Annotated in this window: 14 protein-coding genes; 4 read left to right on the forward strand and 10 right to left on the reverse strand. The window is 68.8% G+C overall.

Annotation, left to right across the window (positions count from 1 at the left end):
* Window positions 1-52 precede the first annotated feature (52 nt).
* From ACMZPQ_RS20340 to ACMZPQ_RS20365, 6 genes are read right to left on the reverse strand one after another with little or no spacing between them, the layout of a single operon-like run.
* On the reverse strand, window positions 53-853 hold the full coding sequence (locus ACMZPQ_RS20340) for a class I SAM-dependent methyltransferase (RefSeq protein WP_197580572.1): 801 nt from the start codon (window positions 851-853) through the stop codon (window positions 53-55).
* Window positions 850-1,626: an ABC transporter ATP-binding protein gene (locus ACMZPQ_RS20345; RefSeq protein WP_197580571.1), complete on the reverse strand. Its 777-nt coding sequence runs from the start codon at window positions 1,624-1,626 to the stop codon at window positions 850-852. The genes ACMZPQ_RS20340 and ACMZPQ_RS20345 overlap by 4 nt, the downstream gene beginning before the upstream one ends.
* Window positions 1,623-2,636 carry a FecCD family ABC transporter permease gene (locus ACMZPQ_RS20350; protein WP_197580570.1) on the reverse strand — a complete coding sequence of 338 codons (1,014 nt, stop codon included), beginning with the start codon at window positions 2,634-2,636 and terminating at the stop codon, window positions 1,623-1,625. The genes ACMZPQ_RS20345 and ACMZPQ_RS20350 overlap by 4 nt, the downstream gene beginning before the upstream one ends.
* Before the next feature lie 2 nt (window positions 2,637-2,638).
* Window positions 2,639-3,676: an ABC transporter substrate-binding protein gene (locus ACMZPQ_RS20355; protein ID WP_197580569.1), complete on the reverse strand. Its 1,038-nt coding sequence runs from the start codon at window positions 3,674-3,676 to the stop codon at window positions 2,639-2,641.
* Entirely contained in the window at window positions 3,673-4,215 is a 543-nt protein-coding gene (locus tag ACMZPQ_RS20360; RefSeq protein WP_197580568.1) for a DUF2478 domain-containing protein, read from the reverse strand. The genes ACMZPQ_RS20355 and ACMZPQ_RS20360 overlap by 4 nt, the downstream gene beginning before the upstream one ends.
* Window positions 4,216-4,217: 2 nt before the next feature.
* A complete protein-coding gene (locus ACMZPQ_RS20365; RefSeq protein WP_197580567.1) occupies window positions 4,218-6,203 on the reverse strand; it encodes a TonB-dependent receptor domain-containing protein in 1,986 nt (661 codons plus the stop codon).
* Between the two features lie 183 nt (window positions 6,204-6,386).
* On the opposite strand from ACMZPQ_RS20365, the gene ACMZPQ_RS20370 reads away from it, so the two are divergent.
* Window positions 6,387-7,190 carry a TOBE domain-containing protein gene (locus ACMZPQ_RS20370; RefSeq protein ID WP_197580566.1) on the forward strand — a complete coding sequence of 268 codons (804 nt, stop codon included), beginning with the start codon at window positions 6,387-6,389 and terminating at the stop codon, window positions 7,188-7,190.
* A 108-nt stretch (window positions 7,191-7,298) separates the two neighbouring features.
* On the opposite strand, the gene ACMZPQ_RS20375 is transcribed toward ACMZPQ_RS20370, so the two are convergent.
* The 4 genes from ACMZPQ_RS20375 to ACMZPQ_RS20390 all read right to left on the reverse strand — a co-directional run bounded on the left by ACMZPQ_RS20375 (window position 7,299) and on the right by ACMZPQ_RS20390 (window position 10,483).
* Window positions 7,299-8,828, reverse strand: coding sequence for a flavodoxin domain-containing protein (locus tag ACMZPQ_RS20375; protein ID WP_197580565.1), 1,530 nt, complete (start codon window positions 8,826-8,828; stop codon window positions 7,299-7,301).
* On the reverse strand, window positions 8,825-9,253 hold the full coding sequence (locus tag ACMZPQ_RS20380; protein ID WP_032128130.1) for a PAS domain-containing protein: 429 nt from the start codon (window positions 9,251-9,253) through the stop codon (window positions 8,825-8,827). Before ACMZPQ_RS20380 ends, ACMZPQ_RS20375 begins: the two co-directional genes overlap by 4 nt.
* A 184-nt stretch (window positions 9,254-9,437) precedes the next feature.
* Window positions 9,438-9,752 (reverse strand): AzlD family protein, encoded by a 315-nt coding sequence (locus tag ACMZPQ_RS20385; RefSeq protein ID WP_032128129.1) that lies wholly within the window; start codon window positions 9,750-9,752, stop codon window positions 9,438-9,440.
* Window positions 9,749-10,483 (reverse strand): AzlC family ABC transporter permease, encoded by a 735-nt coding sequence (locus ACMZPQ_RS20390; protein WP_414486005.1) that lies wholly within the window; start codon window positions 10,481-10,483, stop codon window positions 9,749-9,751. Before ACMZPQ_RS20390 ends, ACMZPQ_RS20385 begins: the two co-directional genes overlap by 4 nt.
* Window positions 10,484-10,609: 126 nt before the next feature.
* On the opposite strand from ACMZPQ_RS20390, the gene ACMZPQ_RS20395 reads away from it, so the two are divergent.
* From ACMZPQ_RS20395 to ACMZPQ_RS20405, 3 genes are all read left to right on the forward strand, one after another.
* Window positions 10,610-11,074, forward strand: a complete 465-nt coding sequence (locus ACMZPQ_RS20395; protein WP_005409896.1) for an Lrp/AsnC family transcriptional regulator — start codon at window positions 10,610-10,612, stop codon at window positions 11,072-11,074.
* 305 nt (window positions 11,075-11,379) lie between these two features.
* Complete coding sequence (locus ACMZPQ_RS20400) at window positions 11,380-12,066, forward strand: STN domain-containing protein (protein WP_197580563.1); 687 nt, start codon at window positions 11,380-11,382, stop codon at window positions 12,064-12,066.
* Between the two features lie 16 nt (window positions 12,067-12,082).
* Window positions 12,083-12,613 (forward strand): RNA polymerase sigma factor, encoded by a 531-nt coding sequence (locus ACMZPQ_RS20405; RefSeq protein WP_197580562.1) that lies wholly within the window; start codon window positions 12,083-12,085, stop codon window positions 12,611-12,613.

The raw sequence follows: 12,613 nt of genomic DNA on the forward strand, positions 1-12,613 counted from the left end.
GGCCGGCAACCACGGAACGCAGAACAGCCGGCCAGCGGCCGGCGCTACCCGTTCAACCGTTGGTCGCCCACTGGATGAACGCCCAGCGTCGTGTCGGCGCCATGCCGAAACGATGCTGCGGCGAGCGTGCATGCCACGCGCGCACGCGGGCTTCCTCATCCGCATCCAGCGCACCGAACAGCTCCACGGCCTGGCGCACCAGGCCGTCGGCGTCCTGTGCGACGTCGCGCACCGATTCGGGCAGGTAATCCACCTGCGGCTCCCGGCCCATGTCCAGCAGCATGTTGATCGGGTAGCGGTGGTCGGGCATGGGCACCCACTCGCGGCCGAGCAGCTCGGCCAGCTCGGGCACGCCGGCACGCGGGCCGGTGGCGAAGGTGATGCAGGCGCGCTGGCGGGCGTGCGCGTCCAGCCTGCGCAGCGCTGCCTCGAGGTCCGGCACCATCAGTGAACGCGAGGCAATGGCAAGGTCGCAACGCAGCACGGCGTGCCAGTCATCGGTCCACGACAGCTGCCACGGCGTAATGTTGCTGGCATCTTCGCGTGCGATCGCGGCGCGCAGACCGTCGAGCATGCCGCTGCTGTAGTCCAGGGCATGCACGTGCTGCACCTGTGCAGCGATGGGCAGGCTCAACAGGCCGGGCCCGCAGCCGACATCCAGCACCGTGGCCACACGCCCCAGATCAAGGCGGGACAGGAAGGCATCGCTGTAGTCGTCGTGGCGGCGCTTCCAGCTGGCCTGCGCGGCGCGCGTATCCCAGGCACTGGCCGGCTTGGCCTGGAAACCACAGGCCAGCAGGTGCTGGCGATAGCGCGCGGCATGGTCGATCGGGGTGGGGAGCGGTGTACTCATATGGAAGATCCAGAAGCGGGCAGGGCGGCAGCGACGCGTGCCGCATCGACGCCATACAGGGTGGCGAGGCGTTCGGGGGTGGCGATCTCGTGCGCAGCGCCCAGCGCCTGCACGCTGCCCGCCGCCATCAGTGCGATGCGGTCGGCAACCTGCAGCGCGTGCTGCGGTTGATGGGTGGACAGCAGCACGCCGATGCCACGGTCGGCCAGGCGACGCACGGTATCGAGGATGCGCAGCTGGTTGCCGAAGTCGAGGCTGGCGGTGGGCTCGTCCATCACCAGCAGGTGTGCCTGCTGGGCCAGCGCACGCGCGATCAGCACCAGCTGACGCTCGCCGCCACTGAGCGTGGTCACCGTGCGTTCGGCGAGCGCATGCAGCCCCAGTTCGCGTAGGCACTGCCCGGCGATGGCCTCGTCGGCGCGACCGGGAGCAGCCAGCAGGCCCAGGTGCGCGGCACGCCCCATCGCCACCACCTCGCGCACGCGCCAGGCAAAGGGCATGGGTGAGGCCTGCGGGACATAGCCGATGCGGCGAGCGATGGCGGCGCGGTCATGCGCGCGCAGCGGCGTTCCCTGCAGATCCACCTCGCCGCGCACGGCGGGCAGCAGGCCAAGCAGGGTGCGGAACAGGGTGGTCTTGCCACAGCCGTTCGGGCCAAGCAGGCACAGCACCTCACCGGGGTATACCGACAACGCGAACGGCGCACCCAATGCCACGCCGGCATGGCCGATGACCAGTTCGCGCGCTTCCAGCAACGGTGCCGTCCCGCTCATGGCCGACGCTCGCTGCGTGCCAGCACCAGCAGGAAGCAGGGCACGCCGACAAACGCGGTGAGGATGCCGAGCGGCAGCTCGATCGGCGCCAGGGTACGCGCCAGCGTATCGGCCGCGAGCAGGAAGCTGGCGCCGAGCAGCAGGCTGGCCGGCAACAGGCGGCGGAAGTCGGCGCCGACCAGCAACCGCGCGATGTGCGGAACCACCAGCCCCACCCAGCCGATGATGCCGGCCAGCGACACCGCGGCCGCCGTGCACAGCGTGGCCGCGGCGATCAGTGTCCAGCGCAGCGGCGTGACCGCTACGCCCAGCGCGCGGGCCTCCTCGTCGCCGAGGCCGAGCAGGTTCACCCGCCAGCGCAGCAGCACCAGCGGCAACAGCCCGATCAGCAGCAATGGCGCGGTGACCTTGAGGTCGTCGATGACCACCGCGTTCAATCCGCCCAGCAGCCAGAAGGTGATCGACGGCAACTGCGTGTACGGATCAGCCAGCAGTTTCAACAGCGAGATGCCGGCACCGAGCAGCGCCGACACCGCGACACCGGCCAGCACCAGCACCAATACCGGATCGTGCCGCCGCACCAGCGCCGCCACCAGGCAGACCAGGCCGACCGCGCCCAGGCCGCCGGCAAAGGCGATGCCCTGCACCAGCAGCATCGGCAGGCCGAGGAACAGGCCCAGCGACGCGCCAAGACCCGCGCCCGCGGAAACGCCGAGGATGTCCGGCGACACCAGCGGATTGCGGAACATGGCCTGGTAGGCCGCGCCAGCGGCGGACAGCACCGCGCCGATCAGGACGGCGGCCAGCACGCGCGGCAGGCGGATGTGCCAGAGTGCCGCCTGCACCGCAGGCGCGGGGGAATCACCGATGCCGAACAGTTGCCAGCCGATAGCGTGCAGCAGTGCCGCCGGTTGCACCGGAAACTGGCCGACCGAGAACGCCAGAAGCAGCATCGCCAGCAGCAGGCTCCAGCCACCGGCATGCCAGGCCCAACGTGGAAGCGTGCGCATGCTCAGGCGTTCGCCTGCAGGCTGCGCGCAAGCGCGGCGGGAAATGGCTGGCCCCACAGCAGCTGATGCAGCGCGCTGATGCGGCCGCGCAGGGCGGCAGGTGCCAGCGCGGGCGTCGCGCCGGGATGCAGCCTGGACAACAGCCATGGCAGGCCGGGCAGGCGGTTGATACCGGGCGGACCATCCAGCCAACCGAACGGCAGCACCGGTGCGCAGTGCAGGCGCCCCTCGCGCACCGCGCGCAGTGCGCGCCAGCGTGGGTCCTGTGCAGCATGTGCAGCGAAGCCGGCATCCTGGGTCAGGATCACGTCCGGGTCCCAGGCCAGCAGTTGTTCGAACGAGACGCGGGCCAGGCCACCGGCGCCGGCAGTGGCCGCCACATTGCGCCCGCCACAGAACTCGATCACCTCGGTATTGATCGAGCCGGACAGGCCGCTTTCCAGGCCATCGCTGCCGCGCCCGTAGTACACGCTGGGCCGCGCCACCTCCGTACGCGCCGCCAGCACATCGCGGACCAGCGCCAACTGCGCTTCGGCTGCCTGCGCCAAGGCTTCGCCGCGTGCGGCCACGCCAAGCAACCTGCCGACGTGGCGCAGCTGCGCTGGATGATCAGGCAAGCGCCCGGCAATCAGCTCGAAGGGAATGGCGGTCTGCTTCCACACCCGTTCGGCCGAGTCGCGATAGCTGGCGTCGAAATCTCCTGCATCCAGCACCAGGTCCGGCTGCATCGCGAGCAGGCGCTCGAGGCTGACCGTACTGCCGCGCCCGGCCACGCGGCCGACCACCGGCAATGTGCGCACGACCGCCGGCAGCTGCGCCAGCGCGTCGGGCGAGACCTTCATCGGCCACCCCAGCAGGCGCTCGGGCGCCACCGCAGCCAGCAGCACCGCGGCGGGCGGACCGGCCGCGAACACGCGCCTGGGCGTGGCCTTCGGTGCGCCCAGCCGCAGCACGCGCTGCGCCGGCATCGCGAGCACTTCGACACTGGCGGCCAGCAGGGGCGCCAGCGCGAACGCCTGCAGCAGGGCGCGCCGCCTCATGCGGCCGCGTCCGGTGCGGTGCGGCAGGCATCCCACCAGGCTTGCAGTGCCGCGTCATCGGCGGGCAGTTCAGTGGCCATGCCGCCGGTGAACTGCCGCCATGCGTCGAGGTAGGGCAGCTTCACTGCGGTCAGCAGGGGGATGCCCGCCAGCATCAGCGCCAGCAGCTCATCGGCCATGCCGCCTCCTTCAGATTCCAGCGTGCCGAAGCGGTTGGCGATGGCCAGCTCGGCGTGGTCCTGCAGCGCCCGGCGCAGCACCACGCTGGCATCGGCGATGCCGCCCGGGTCGAGGTTGCAGCCACACGAGGCCGGGCCCAGCGCCTGGCTGATCGGGTAGCGTGACGCGGGATCGGTCACATCCATCAGCGCCATGCGCTTGCCGCCGTTGGCCGCAGGCTCGTGCGGCAGGTGCACCAGCCCGCGCACGCGATGTCCGGCGGCCAGCTGGCGCGCGGCGAAGGCGGCCAGCAGTCCATCGGGCTCGCCGCTGTGGTCATGCACGATCGCTGCGATGCGCGGTGTCGAGGACGCGGTCATGCTCAGAACCTCCAGTTGGCATTGGCGAACCAGGTACGCCCCGGCATCGGGTAGCCGTCGGCCAGTTCGTACCATCTGTCACCGATATTGCGCACGCCGAGATCGAAATCCCAAGCCTCGCGCGGGCTCCAGCTGGCCTTCAGGCCGGTGATGCCGTAGCCGGGCAGCGCACGTACCGGTCGCGCCGCGTCGGCGTAGCTGACCTTGCGGCCCTGTTCGGCTTCCAGCGTGGCCTGCAGCTTCCACTGCGGCAGCAGCTGCCAGCCCACCGCCATGAACAGCCGCTGGCGCGGGCTGTCGAGCAGGGCCACGTTGCGGTCCTGCAGGTTGGTGCGGCGCAGCCAGGTGTAGCTGGCCTGCAGGTCCCAGTCGTCGCCGATGCGCTGGCGCAGGCCCAGTTCCACACCCTGGTGGCGGGCCTTGCCGATGTTCTGCGCCTGGTTGCAGGTGCTGCCGCCGCACTCGCGCGATGCCACGACCGCGTTCTGGATCAGGTCATCGATGCGGCTCTGGAACAGGGACGCCTGCAGCTGGCCGCCTTCCCACCAGCGGCCACGCAGGCCCACTTCGAAGTGGGTGGCGTGCTCGGGCTTCAGGTCCGGGTTGGGCAGGGCCGCGCCCATGCGCGCCGAGTAGCGGTCCTTGATGGTCGGGAAGCGCGTGCGCCGCGCCACGCTGGCGTACCACTGCTGGTCCGGCGCCAGCTGCTGCACGTACTCCAGTACCGCGTTGGTGGCATCGGTGCTGCCGGTCGGCCAGAAGTACACGCGCTTGGCGTCGCGCCGGTCATGGCCGATACCCACGCGCAGGTGCGAGGTATCGGTCAGTGCGATGCGGTCCTCGATCGCCACGGACGTAGTGACATCACGGAAGTCCTTGGTCGGCGAGTGCGGGTTGCGTTCGCTGTGCTGGTCTTCCTTGTAGTGGATCGCGAACTGCAGTTCCTGGCGCGGCAGCGCCCTCGTGGCCAGGGTCACCGAGCCGCCCACGGTGCGGTCATCGTAGATGCTGGGGAAGCTGCTGTTGTCCATCGCCACCTGGTAGGTGCCGTCGGTGTAGGCGTCCAGGCCGTTGCCATAGGTATCGCGGTAGACGCGGGTGCGCAGCGTGGTGTGCTCGCCCAGGCGGGTGTTGCCGATGAAGTACAGGCTGTCCTTGTCCCACCACGGCCAGCGCCAGTAGCGGATGCCGCTGCGCGCGGTGCCGGTGTAGACCGGGTTGTCCTTTTCGCCATCCTGGCGCGCGTAGCCGATCGCATACTCGTCGCCCTCGCGTGGGGTATAGCCCAGCTTGAACGACAGGCGGCGATCGTCGCGCGACGCGTTGCGGCGATCCTTGCCGGTGTCGGTGGGCACCCGCTTGTAATCGACGAAGCCCTTCGGCAGCGGGAAGTCATCGGCCTTCAGGATCGATGCGCCCAGCTGGAAGTACCAGTCGCCGCGGCGGCCACCAAGATTGACCGCCGCCTTGCGCTCGCCACCGTCGGCGATGCCCAGGCGCACATCACCTTCCAGCGGGCGCTCGGGACGGCGGCTGACCAGGTTGATCGCACCGCCCAGGATGTTCGGCCCGTACAGCAGCGAGGCCGCGCCGCTGGCAACCTGGATCTCGGCCAGGTCGAAGGTGGTGAAGCGGCCGAAATCCACGTAGCCGTCATAGGGCACGTAGAGCGGGATGCCGTCGAGGAACACTGGCACCTGGCGGGCATCGAAGCCGCGCAGGTAGACCATGTCCTCGTTGCGCGAGTTGCGCGCCAGGCTCACGCCCGGCAGCACGCTGACCGCATCACCGACCGTGTTGCGGTCCAGCTGCTGGATGCGCTCGGCGTCGAGGCTGCGTTCGGCCACGGTGGGCGAGGTGCCGCGTTGGGCATGCACGTCGATGGTGCCCAGGGTGAATATCGGCGGCGGCGAGGCGGTGTCGGCCGCGGTGGCGGCCAGCGGCAGCAGCAGGGCAGACAGGGGTAGAACGAAACGACAGGTACGCATCCTCGCGAGTCCTCGGGTTCGTTATATCCAAGATGATATAACGGTTGGCAGGGGTCAACTTGATGACCGACCCGGGGATTCTCGGCGCCGGCCGGCGCGGCCACCTTGATCGATATCAAGCCCGGTGCAGGGGAGCGACGCCGTACACTGGCCGCTCGCGCGCAACGCAGGAAAACGAGCACGATGAGCGAGGCCGGGCCACCGTTGGAACTGCAGGGCAACCTGTGGCTGAGCATTGCCGGGCAGAGCGTGGGGGGGCGCGGGCGCTTCGCGCTGCTGGGCCTGATCGATGCCTGTGGCTCGATCAGCCAGGCGGCCAAGCGCATGGGCATGACCTACAAGAACGCCTGGGATGCGGTGGATGCGATGAACACCGCCGCCGGCGAGCCGCTGGTCGTGCGCAGTGTAGGCGGCCGTGGCGGAGGCGGTGCGCAGCTGACCGAGCGTGGCCACCAGCTGATCACCCGCTTCGAAGAGGTCGAGCGCGCGCACCGCACCTTCCTGCAGTCGCTGCAGGCCACCCCCGGGCTGGACGAGGATCTGGCCCTGATCCGGAGAATCGGCATGATCACCAGTGCACGCAACCAGTTCCATGGCCGGGTCAGCGCGCTGGCCACCGGTGCGGTCAACGACGAAGTGCAGATCGAGGTGGCGCCGGGCCTGGCGCTGGTGGCCACGATCACCCATGGCAGCGTGGAAGCATTGGGGCTGGCGGTGGGCGTGCCGGCCTATGCGCTGGTGAAGGCCTCGTCGGTGATCGTCGCGCAGGGGGAGGGGCGCTATTCGGCACGCAACCAGTTCAGCGGCACGGTGGAACGGCTCACCGAGGGCGCGGTGAACGATGAGGTGGTGGTGGACATCGGCCATGGCTGCAGCGTGGTGGCGGTGATCACCCGTACCAGCACCGCAGCGCTGGAGCTGCGCGAAGGCAGTACGGCAACGGTGCTGTTCAAGGCCTCAAGCGTGATCGTCGGGGTGCCGATGTAGCGCGGTTTGGGTAGTGCCGGCCGCTGGCCGGCAGCTTCATGATGCGAAGCGCAGCCGGCCAACGGCCGGCGCTACCCATCCAGCGTTCGTGCAGTCCAGCGGAATGGATCAATACAGCTCGCAGTGCGTGCGGCCTTCGCCTCGCAGCGCGTCCCAGTGCCCTTCGCCACCGATGGCATCGATGGCCTCGCGCACCGCGCCTTCCAGGTGGCGCTTGTTGCCGCACAGGTACAGATGCCCGCCACGGGCCAGCACATCGCGCACTTCGCTGGCACGCTGCTGCAGCACATGCTGCACATAGACCTTGTCGGCGCCATCGCGCGAGAACGCCGTATGCAGGCCAGCCAGTGCGCCGCGCGCGTGCCAGTCCTGCAGCTGCTCGCGATAGAGGTAGTCGTGCTCACGGTGCTTCTCGCCGAACACCAGGTGCACTTCACGTTCGCAGGCGGTCGCCTGCAGTTCCTGCATCAGGCCCATCAGCGGCGCAATGCCGGTGCCGGTACCGACCAGCAGCAGCGGCGCTTCGCCGGTATCGGGCAGATGGAAGCCCGGATTGGAGCGGCAGTACACGCGCGCGTGGCCGCCACCATGCAGCAGGCTGCCGGTGGCAGTGCCGAGGCGCTCGCGGCCGCGCAGGGTGTAGCGCACTTCGCGCACGCACAGGCTGAGCTGTTCATCGCAGGGGTGCGAGGCAATCGAATAGGCACGCGGCAGGCGCGGTGACAGCAGCTCGCGCAGTCGGGCCAGCGGCACGCTGTCCGGGGTGGCGTGATCCTGCAGCACGTCCAGCAGGTCCAGGCCGTGCAGGTACGCCTCCAGTTCACGCTTCTGGCTGACCTTCAGCAGGCCCTTCAAGGTTTCGCTGCCGCCCAGCCGGGCCAGTTCGCGCAGCACGTTCTTGCCCATCAGGCGCAGCTCGCGGTCCTGCAGGGTGGCCACGGCGCCGGCGTCGCCGTACCAGTTGGCCAGCCCCTGCAACAGTGCGGGATCGTTCTCTGGTACCACGTACAGGGTATCGCCCGCGCGGTAGGCCATGCCGCTGCCGGCGATATCCAGCTGCAGATGCCAGGCGGCAGGATCGCTGCTGCTCAGGCGGCGGCGTTCAAGGATGCGCGCGGCAAAGGCGTTGTCTTCGCCGTAGGCGGTCACCTGCAGGCGCAGGTCCTGGCCGGCGGCGGGGTTTCCGTCGAGTACCTGGCCAAGTACCGGCCGCCATTGCTGGAAGAACTGCTCGTAGCCGAGATCGGCATCGACGCGGTGCAGCAGCGGTTGCGCCTGGCGTTCGCTCAGCGCGGCATCCAGGGCCTTGGTGAAGCCACAGAAGCGGGGGTAGCCGGTATCGCCAAGCCCGAACACCGCATAGCGCAGGCCGCTCAGCGTGGGGACCTGGCGCAGGGTATCGAAGAACTGCTCGCCGTTGGCCGGCGGCTCGCCGTCACCGAACGAGCTGGAAATCGCCAGCAGCACATCGCCGTGGCCGAGGCTGGCGACGTCGATGTCGTTGAAGGGAAGCACCTGCGGCGCGTGCGGCTGCAGGTCCGCGCCCAGGCGCTGGGCCAGGGCGCGGGCGTTGCCCGACTCGGACGCAAAGCCCACCAGCAGGCGGCTGATCGGCGTACTGGTCGGGACGGCGTTCACGCGGCCTCGTAGAAGTCGTCGAACTTTTCCTTGCTGAACTCGACCAGGTCGTAGTTCTGCATCAGATCGTTCACCACGCGGCGGATGCTGATGTACGAGGTGATGTTGCCTTCGGCGTCGAACAGCGGCTGCACGGTGGTGTCGACCACGTAGAGCACGCCGCCCTTGCCCAGGTTCGGCACGATGCCGGTCCAGGTCTTGCCGGCCTTGATGGTGTCCCACATGTCCTTGTAGACCGCCTTGGGCACGTCGGGGTGGCGCACGATGCTGTGCGGCTGTCCGATCAGTTCTTCGCGGGCGAAGCCGGTAAGCGTGCAGAACAGGTCGTTGGCGTAGGTGATGTTGCCCTGCAGGTCGGTGGTGGAGATCACCATGACGTTCTGCATGGCGTTGAGAAGCTGGGCGTTGTCGGGGGTGTAGCTCATCGCAGGGTCCTTTTGGATGCCGGAAACGCCGGCGTGTTCGGGTCCTGCATAGAAATACGCCCGCATGGCGGCGGGCGGTTTGACATTGATCAAGTGGATGACGTGATGGGCTGCGACCGGGTGTCGCAGGGATGATCTCTGTGGAGCCGAGCGTGGGCTCGGCTCTACAAAAAGGGCGAGCGCGTCAGCCCATCAGGTAACGCAGCACACCCGCCGAGACGACGCCGATCAGCACGGTCGGCAGCATCGACAGGCGCGTGGCGGCCAGCAGGGTGATCGCCAGTGCCGCCAGATCGGCCGGCTTGTCGGCGACGAAGTCCGGTGCGATCACCGAGATCAGCACGCAGCCAGGTGCAGCCTCCATCACCGTCACCGCGCGCTTGCTCAGCGTGCGGTTGCGCAGCGCGAGGAAGCCGATGATGCGGGTGAGGTAGGTGGCGGCGGCCATCAGCACGATGGTCAGCACCGAGGTCCAGTGGATCAGTCCGTTGAAGATCATGCCGCATCCTCCGCCAGCAGCCAGGCGGCGGCGAGGCCGGCCAGTGCGCCGCTGGCCACGTACCACGCGCCGGGCACCAGCAGATAGGTGGCGGCGGCCACCCCCAGGCTGACCAGCCACGGCCGCGCGGCCTTCATGCCCTGCCACATGCGGCGCAGCAGCACCAGGAACACGGCGGGGAAGGCCATGTCGAAGCCGTAGGCGTGGATGTCACCCAGCATCGGGCCGACGATCGCGCCCAGCGCGGTGCAGGCCACCCAGACCGTGTACAGGCCGGCCGAGACGCCCAGGTAGTAGGCCAGGCTGAAGCCGAGGGCACGGCGACGCGCATCGGCCACGCCCATCGCCCAGCTCTCGTCGCACATGAAGAACAGTGCCGGCAGCACCCGGCGGCGCGGCAAGTGCTGCAACAGCGGTGCCAGGCTGGCACCCATCAACAGGTGGCGGCTGTTGACCAGCGCGGTGATTGCCACGATCAGCGCGATATGCGGCGGCGAGGTCCACAGTTCGACCGCGGCGAATTCCGAGCCGCCAGCGAAGTTGAGGCCGGTCATCAGCGGCACTTCAAGGGCGGTCAGGCCCTTCTGCGCGGCCTGGGCACCGAGCACCAGGGCGAAGGGAATGAAGCCGATCATCACCGGCACGGCGGCGCGCAGGCCGCGCAGGAATTCGGCACGGGGTGCGGTATCGCAGGTGGCATCGGGCAGGGGGAGGGTGGTACGGGCGTCCATGGAACGACACAATTGAGTGGGGTGGCTCATCCTAGCGGTCCGATCGCGAAATCGGGTTGCGTTGATGCCACTGGATTAGCGAGGATTGGAATTTCATGCGGCTAGTGTCGCCCAGGGTGGAATTGCATGCAGTACCAGCTCGACAATCTCGATCGGCGCATTCTCGATGCCCTGCAGCGCGACGGTCGCCTGCAGAACCTGGAACTGGCCCGTCAGGTCGGTCTATCGCCGTCGGCCTGCCTGCGCCGGGTTAGGCTGCTGGAGGAAGGCGGTTACATTGATCGCTACGTGGCGTTGCTGAACGAGGCCAAGGTGGGCCGGGGGTTCACGGTATTCGTGCGGGTGTGGCTGCGCGGGCAGGACGAAGACACCACCAATCACTTCATCAACAGCATCAAGTCATTCCCGGAAGTGCTTGAATGCCATCTGATGGCGGGCGACTGCGACTTCCTGCTGCGGGTGGCGGTGGCCGACCTTGATGCCTACCGGCAGTTCCAGATGCAGCACCTGAACCGCATTGCCGGGGTGCAGAACACCAAGACCGAGATCCCGATGCAGCGGATCAAGCAGACCACCCAGCTGCCGCTTTGAGGGGGGGCTGGCCGGGTTGTGCCCGGCACCCGCGCTCGTGCCGGCCGCCACCCCGCCACCTGACAGATTCCCGCGATCTGTCGGACCGGCATGAGCTGCTCTTCGCGGGTGTCGACCTTAGCTGCTCTTGGTGGGTGTCGACCTTGGTCGACACGTTTTGGTCGGCACGGGGTCGGATCCCGTTGCTTCGCAGCGGGCTCCGCGCAGCCGCGCCCGCCGTCGGCCGTGGGCGTCGGTCATCGCAATGACATGTGGTCCCGGTACGGTTTGATCCGCTTGCAGCCGCCGTCGCTGCCGAGGGTCATGTGTTCTACGTCAGGGGGCTGAATGGACACCATGCAGTCAGTACTTGGAAGCTGGCCATCGCCGCATGGCTGCTGCTGTCCTTCGCCGTTGCCGCTGCCGCGCGCGACGAGGTTCACGCCTACGACATCCCCGCACAGCCGTTGGAGCAGGCCGTCGAGCGCTTCAGCGTCATCACCGGGTGGTCGGTGATGTACCCGGGCGAGCTGGCTGCGGGCCGCAGCAGCCATCCACTGCACGCGCGCCTGCCGCCGCTGCTGGCGTTGCAGGGGTTGCTGCAGGACACCGGCATCGAGGCCGAGCTGATTGGCGAGCAGCGCGTGGTACTGCGCAGAGGGGCGCTGCCCATCGTCGAGCAGGCCGCCGACGGGGACCTGGCCGATGCCGAGCGCCGGCGCCGCTATGGCGACCTGCAGCAACGACTGCGCGCGGCGTTCTGTGACGACCCCGACCTTGCACCCGGCCGTTATGCCGCAACCCTGCGCTTCCGCGTTGACAGCGAGGGCCAGGTGCGCGATCCCGAACTGCTGTCCGGCAGTGGCAGCGTGCGCCGTGATGCACGCCTGCTGCGTGCGCTGCAGGCGCTGGTGCTGGCGGCCGAGGCCGCCGCACTGCCGCAGCCGGTGACGCTGCAGATCCGTCCTTCCAGCACCGACCACGATTGTGGCCGGCGCTCGCCCCTTCCATGACTTCAAGGATTCGAACATGAGCAACGGTACGGCTGGGGCAATTGATCTGATGGACCATCTGTTGGGCGCCTACGACGAGCTGAAGCGCCGCCTGGTGCGCAAGCTGGGCTCGGAGGAGCTGGCCGGCGATGCGCTGCAGGACACCTGGATGCGGCTGAGCGCGCGGCGCGACCGCCTGGATGCCGTGCAGAACCCCGCGGCGTACCTGATGCGCATGGCGATGAACACCGTGATCGACCGCCAGCGTGCCGACCATCGCCTGCTGAGCCTGGAAGAGGTGGACGCGCTGATGGACATGGCCGATCCGGCGCCCGGCCCGGCGCAGGCGGCCGAGCTGGACTTCGCGCTGGAAGACATGGTCGGGCTGCTGCAGCGCATGCCGGAGCGCCGCCGCCGCATCCTGCTGGCGATCCGCGTCGATGGCCTGCAGCAACGCGACGTAGCCGATCACCTGGGCGTGTCGCTGCGGCTGGTGCAGCGCGAGCTGAAGGCCGCCCAGGATTATCTGGCCGAGCGCAGTGGGCAGGGGCGCCAGGTGCGGTTCTGA

Origin of the sequence: Stenotrophomonas maltophilia, assembly GCF_047497515.2 — a bacterium.
GTDB lineage: Bacteria > Pseudomonadota > Gammaproteobacteria > Xanthomonadales > Xanthomonadaceae > Stenotrophomonas.

What these genes read in the sequence shown, in the direction of transcription:
- ACMZPQ_RS20350 (WP_197580570.1), bottom strand. Translation starts at nt 2,636, where the DNA reads ATGCGCACGCTTCCACGTTGGGCCTGGCATGCCGGTGGCTGGAGCCTG.
- ACMZPQ_RS20385 (WP_032128129.1), bottom strand. Translation starts at nt 9,752, where the DNA reads ATGATCTTCAACGGACTGATCCACTGGACCTCGGTGCTGACCATCGTG.
- ACMZPQ_RS20355 (WP_197580569.1), bottom strand. Translation starts at nt 3,676, where the DNA reads ATGAGGCGGCGCGCCCTGCTGCAGGCGTTCGCGCTGGCGCCCCTGCTG.
- ACMZPQ_RS20370 (WP_197580566.1), top strand. Translation starts at nt 6,387, where the DNA reads ATGAGCGAGGCCGGGCCACCGTTGGAACTGCAGGGCAACCTGTGGCTG.
- ACMZPQ_RS20405 (WP_197580562.1), top strand. Translation starts at nt 12,083, where the DNA reads ATGAGCAACGGTACGGCTGGGGCAATTGATCTGATGGACCATCTGTTG.
- ACMZPQ_RS20365 (WP_197580567.1), bottom strand. Translation starts at nt 6,203, where the DNA reads ATGCGTACCTGTCGTTTCGTTCTACCCCTGTCTGCCCTGCTGCTGCCG.
- ACMZPQ_RS20380 (WP_032128130.1), bottom strand. Translation starts at nt 9,253, where the DNA reads ATGAGCTACACCCCCGACAACGCCCAGCTTCTCAACGCCATGCAGAAC.
- ACMZPQ_RS20360 (WP_197580568.1), bottom strand. Translation starts at nt 4,215, where the DNA reads ATGACCGCGTCCTCGACACCGCGCATCGCAGCGATCGTGCATGACCAC.
- ACMZPQ_RS20390 (WP_414486005.1), bottom strand. Translation starts at nt 10,483, where the DNA reads ATGGACGCCCGTACCACCCTCCCCCTGCCCGATGCCACCTGCGATACC.
- ACMZPQ_RS20340 (WP_197580572.1), bottom strand. Translation starts at nt 853, where the DNA reads ATGAGTACACCGCTCCCCACCCCGATCGACCATGCCGCGCGCTATCGC.
- ACMZPQ_RS20395 (WP_005409896.1), top strand. Translation starts at nt 10,610, where the DNA reads ATGCAGTACCAGCTCGACAATCTCGATCGGCGCATTCTCGATGCCCTG.
- ACMZPQ_RS20345 (WP_197580571.1), bottom strand. Translation starts at nt 1,626, where the DNA reads ATGAGCGGGACGGCACCGTTGCTGGAAGCGCGCGAACTGGTCATCGGC.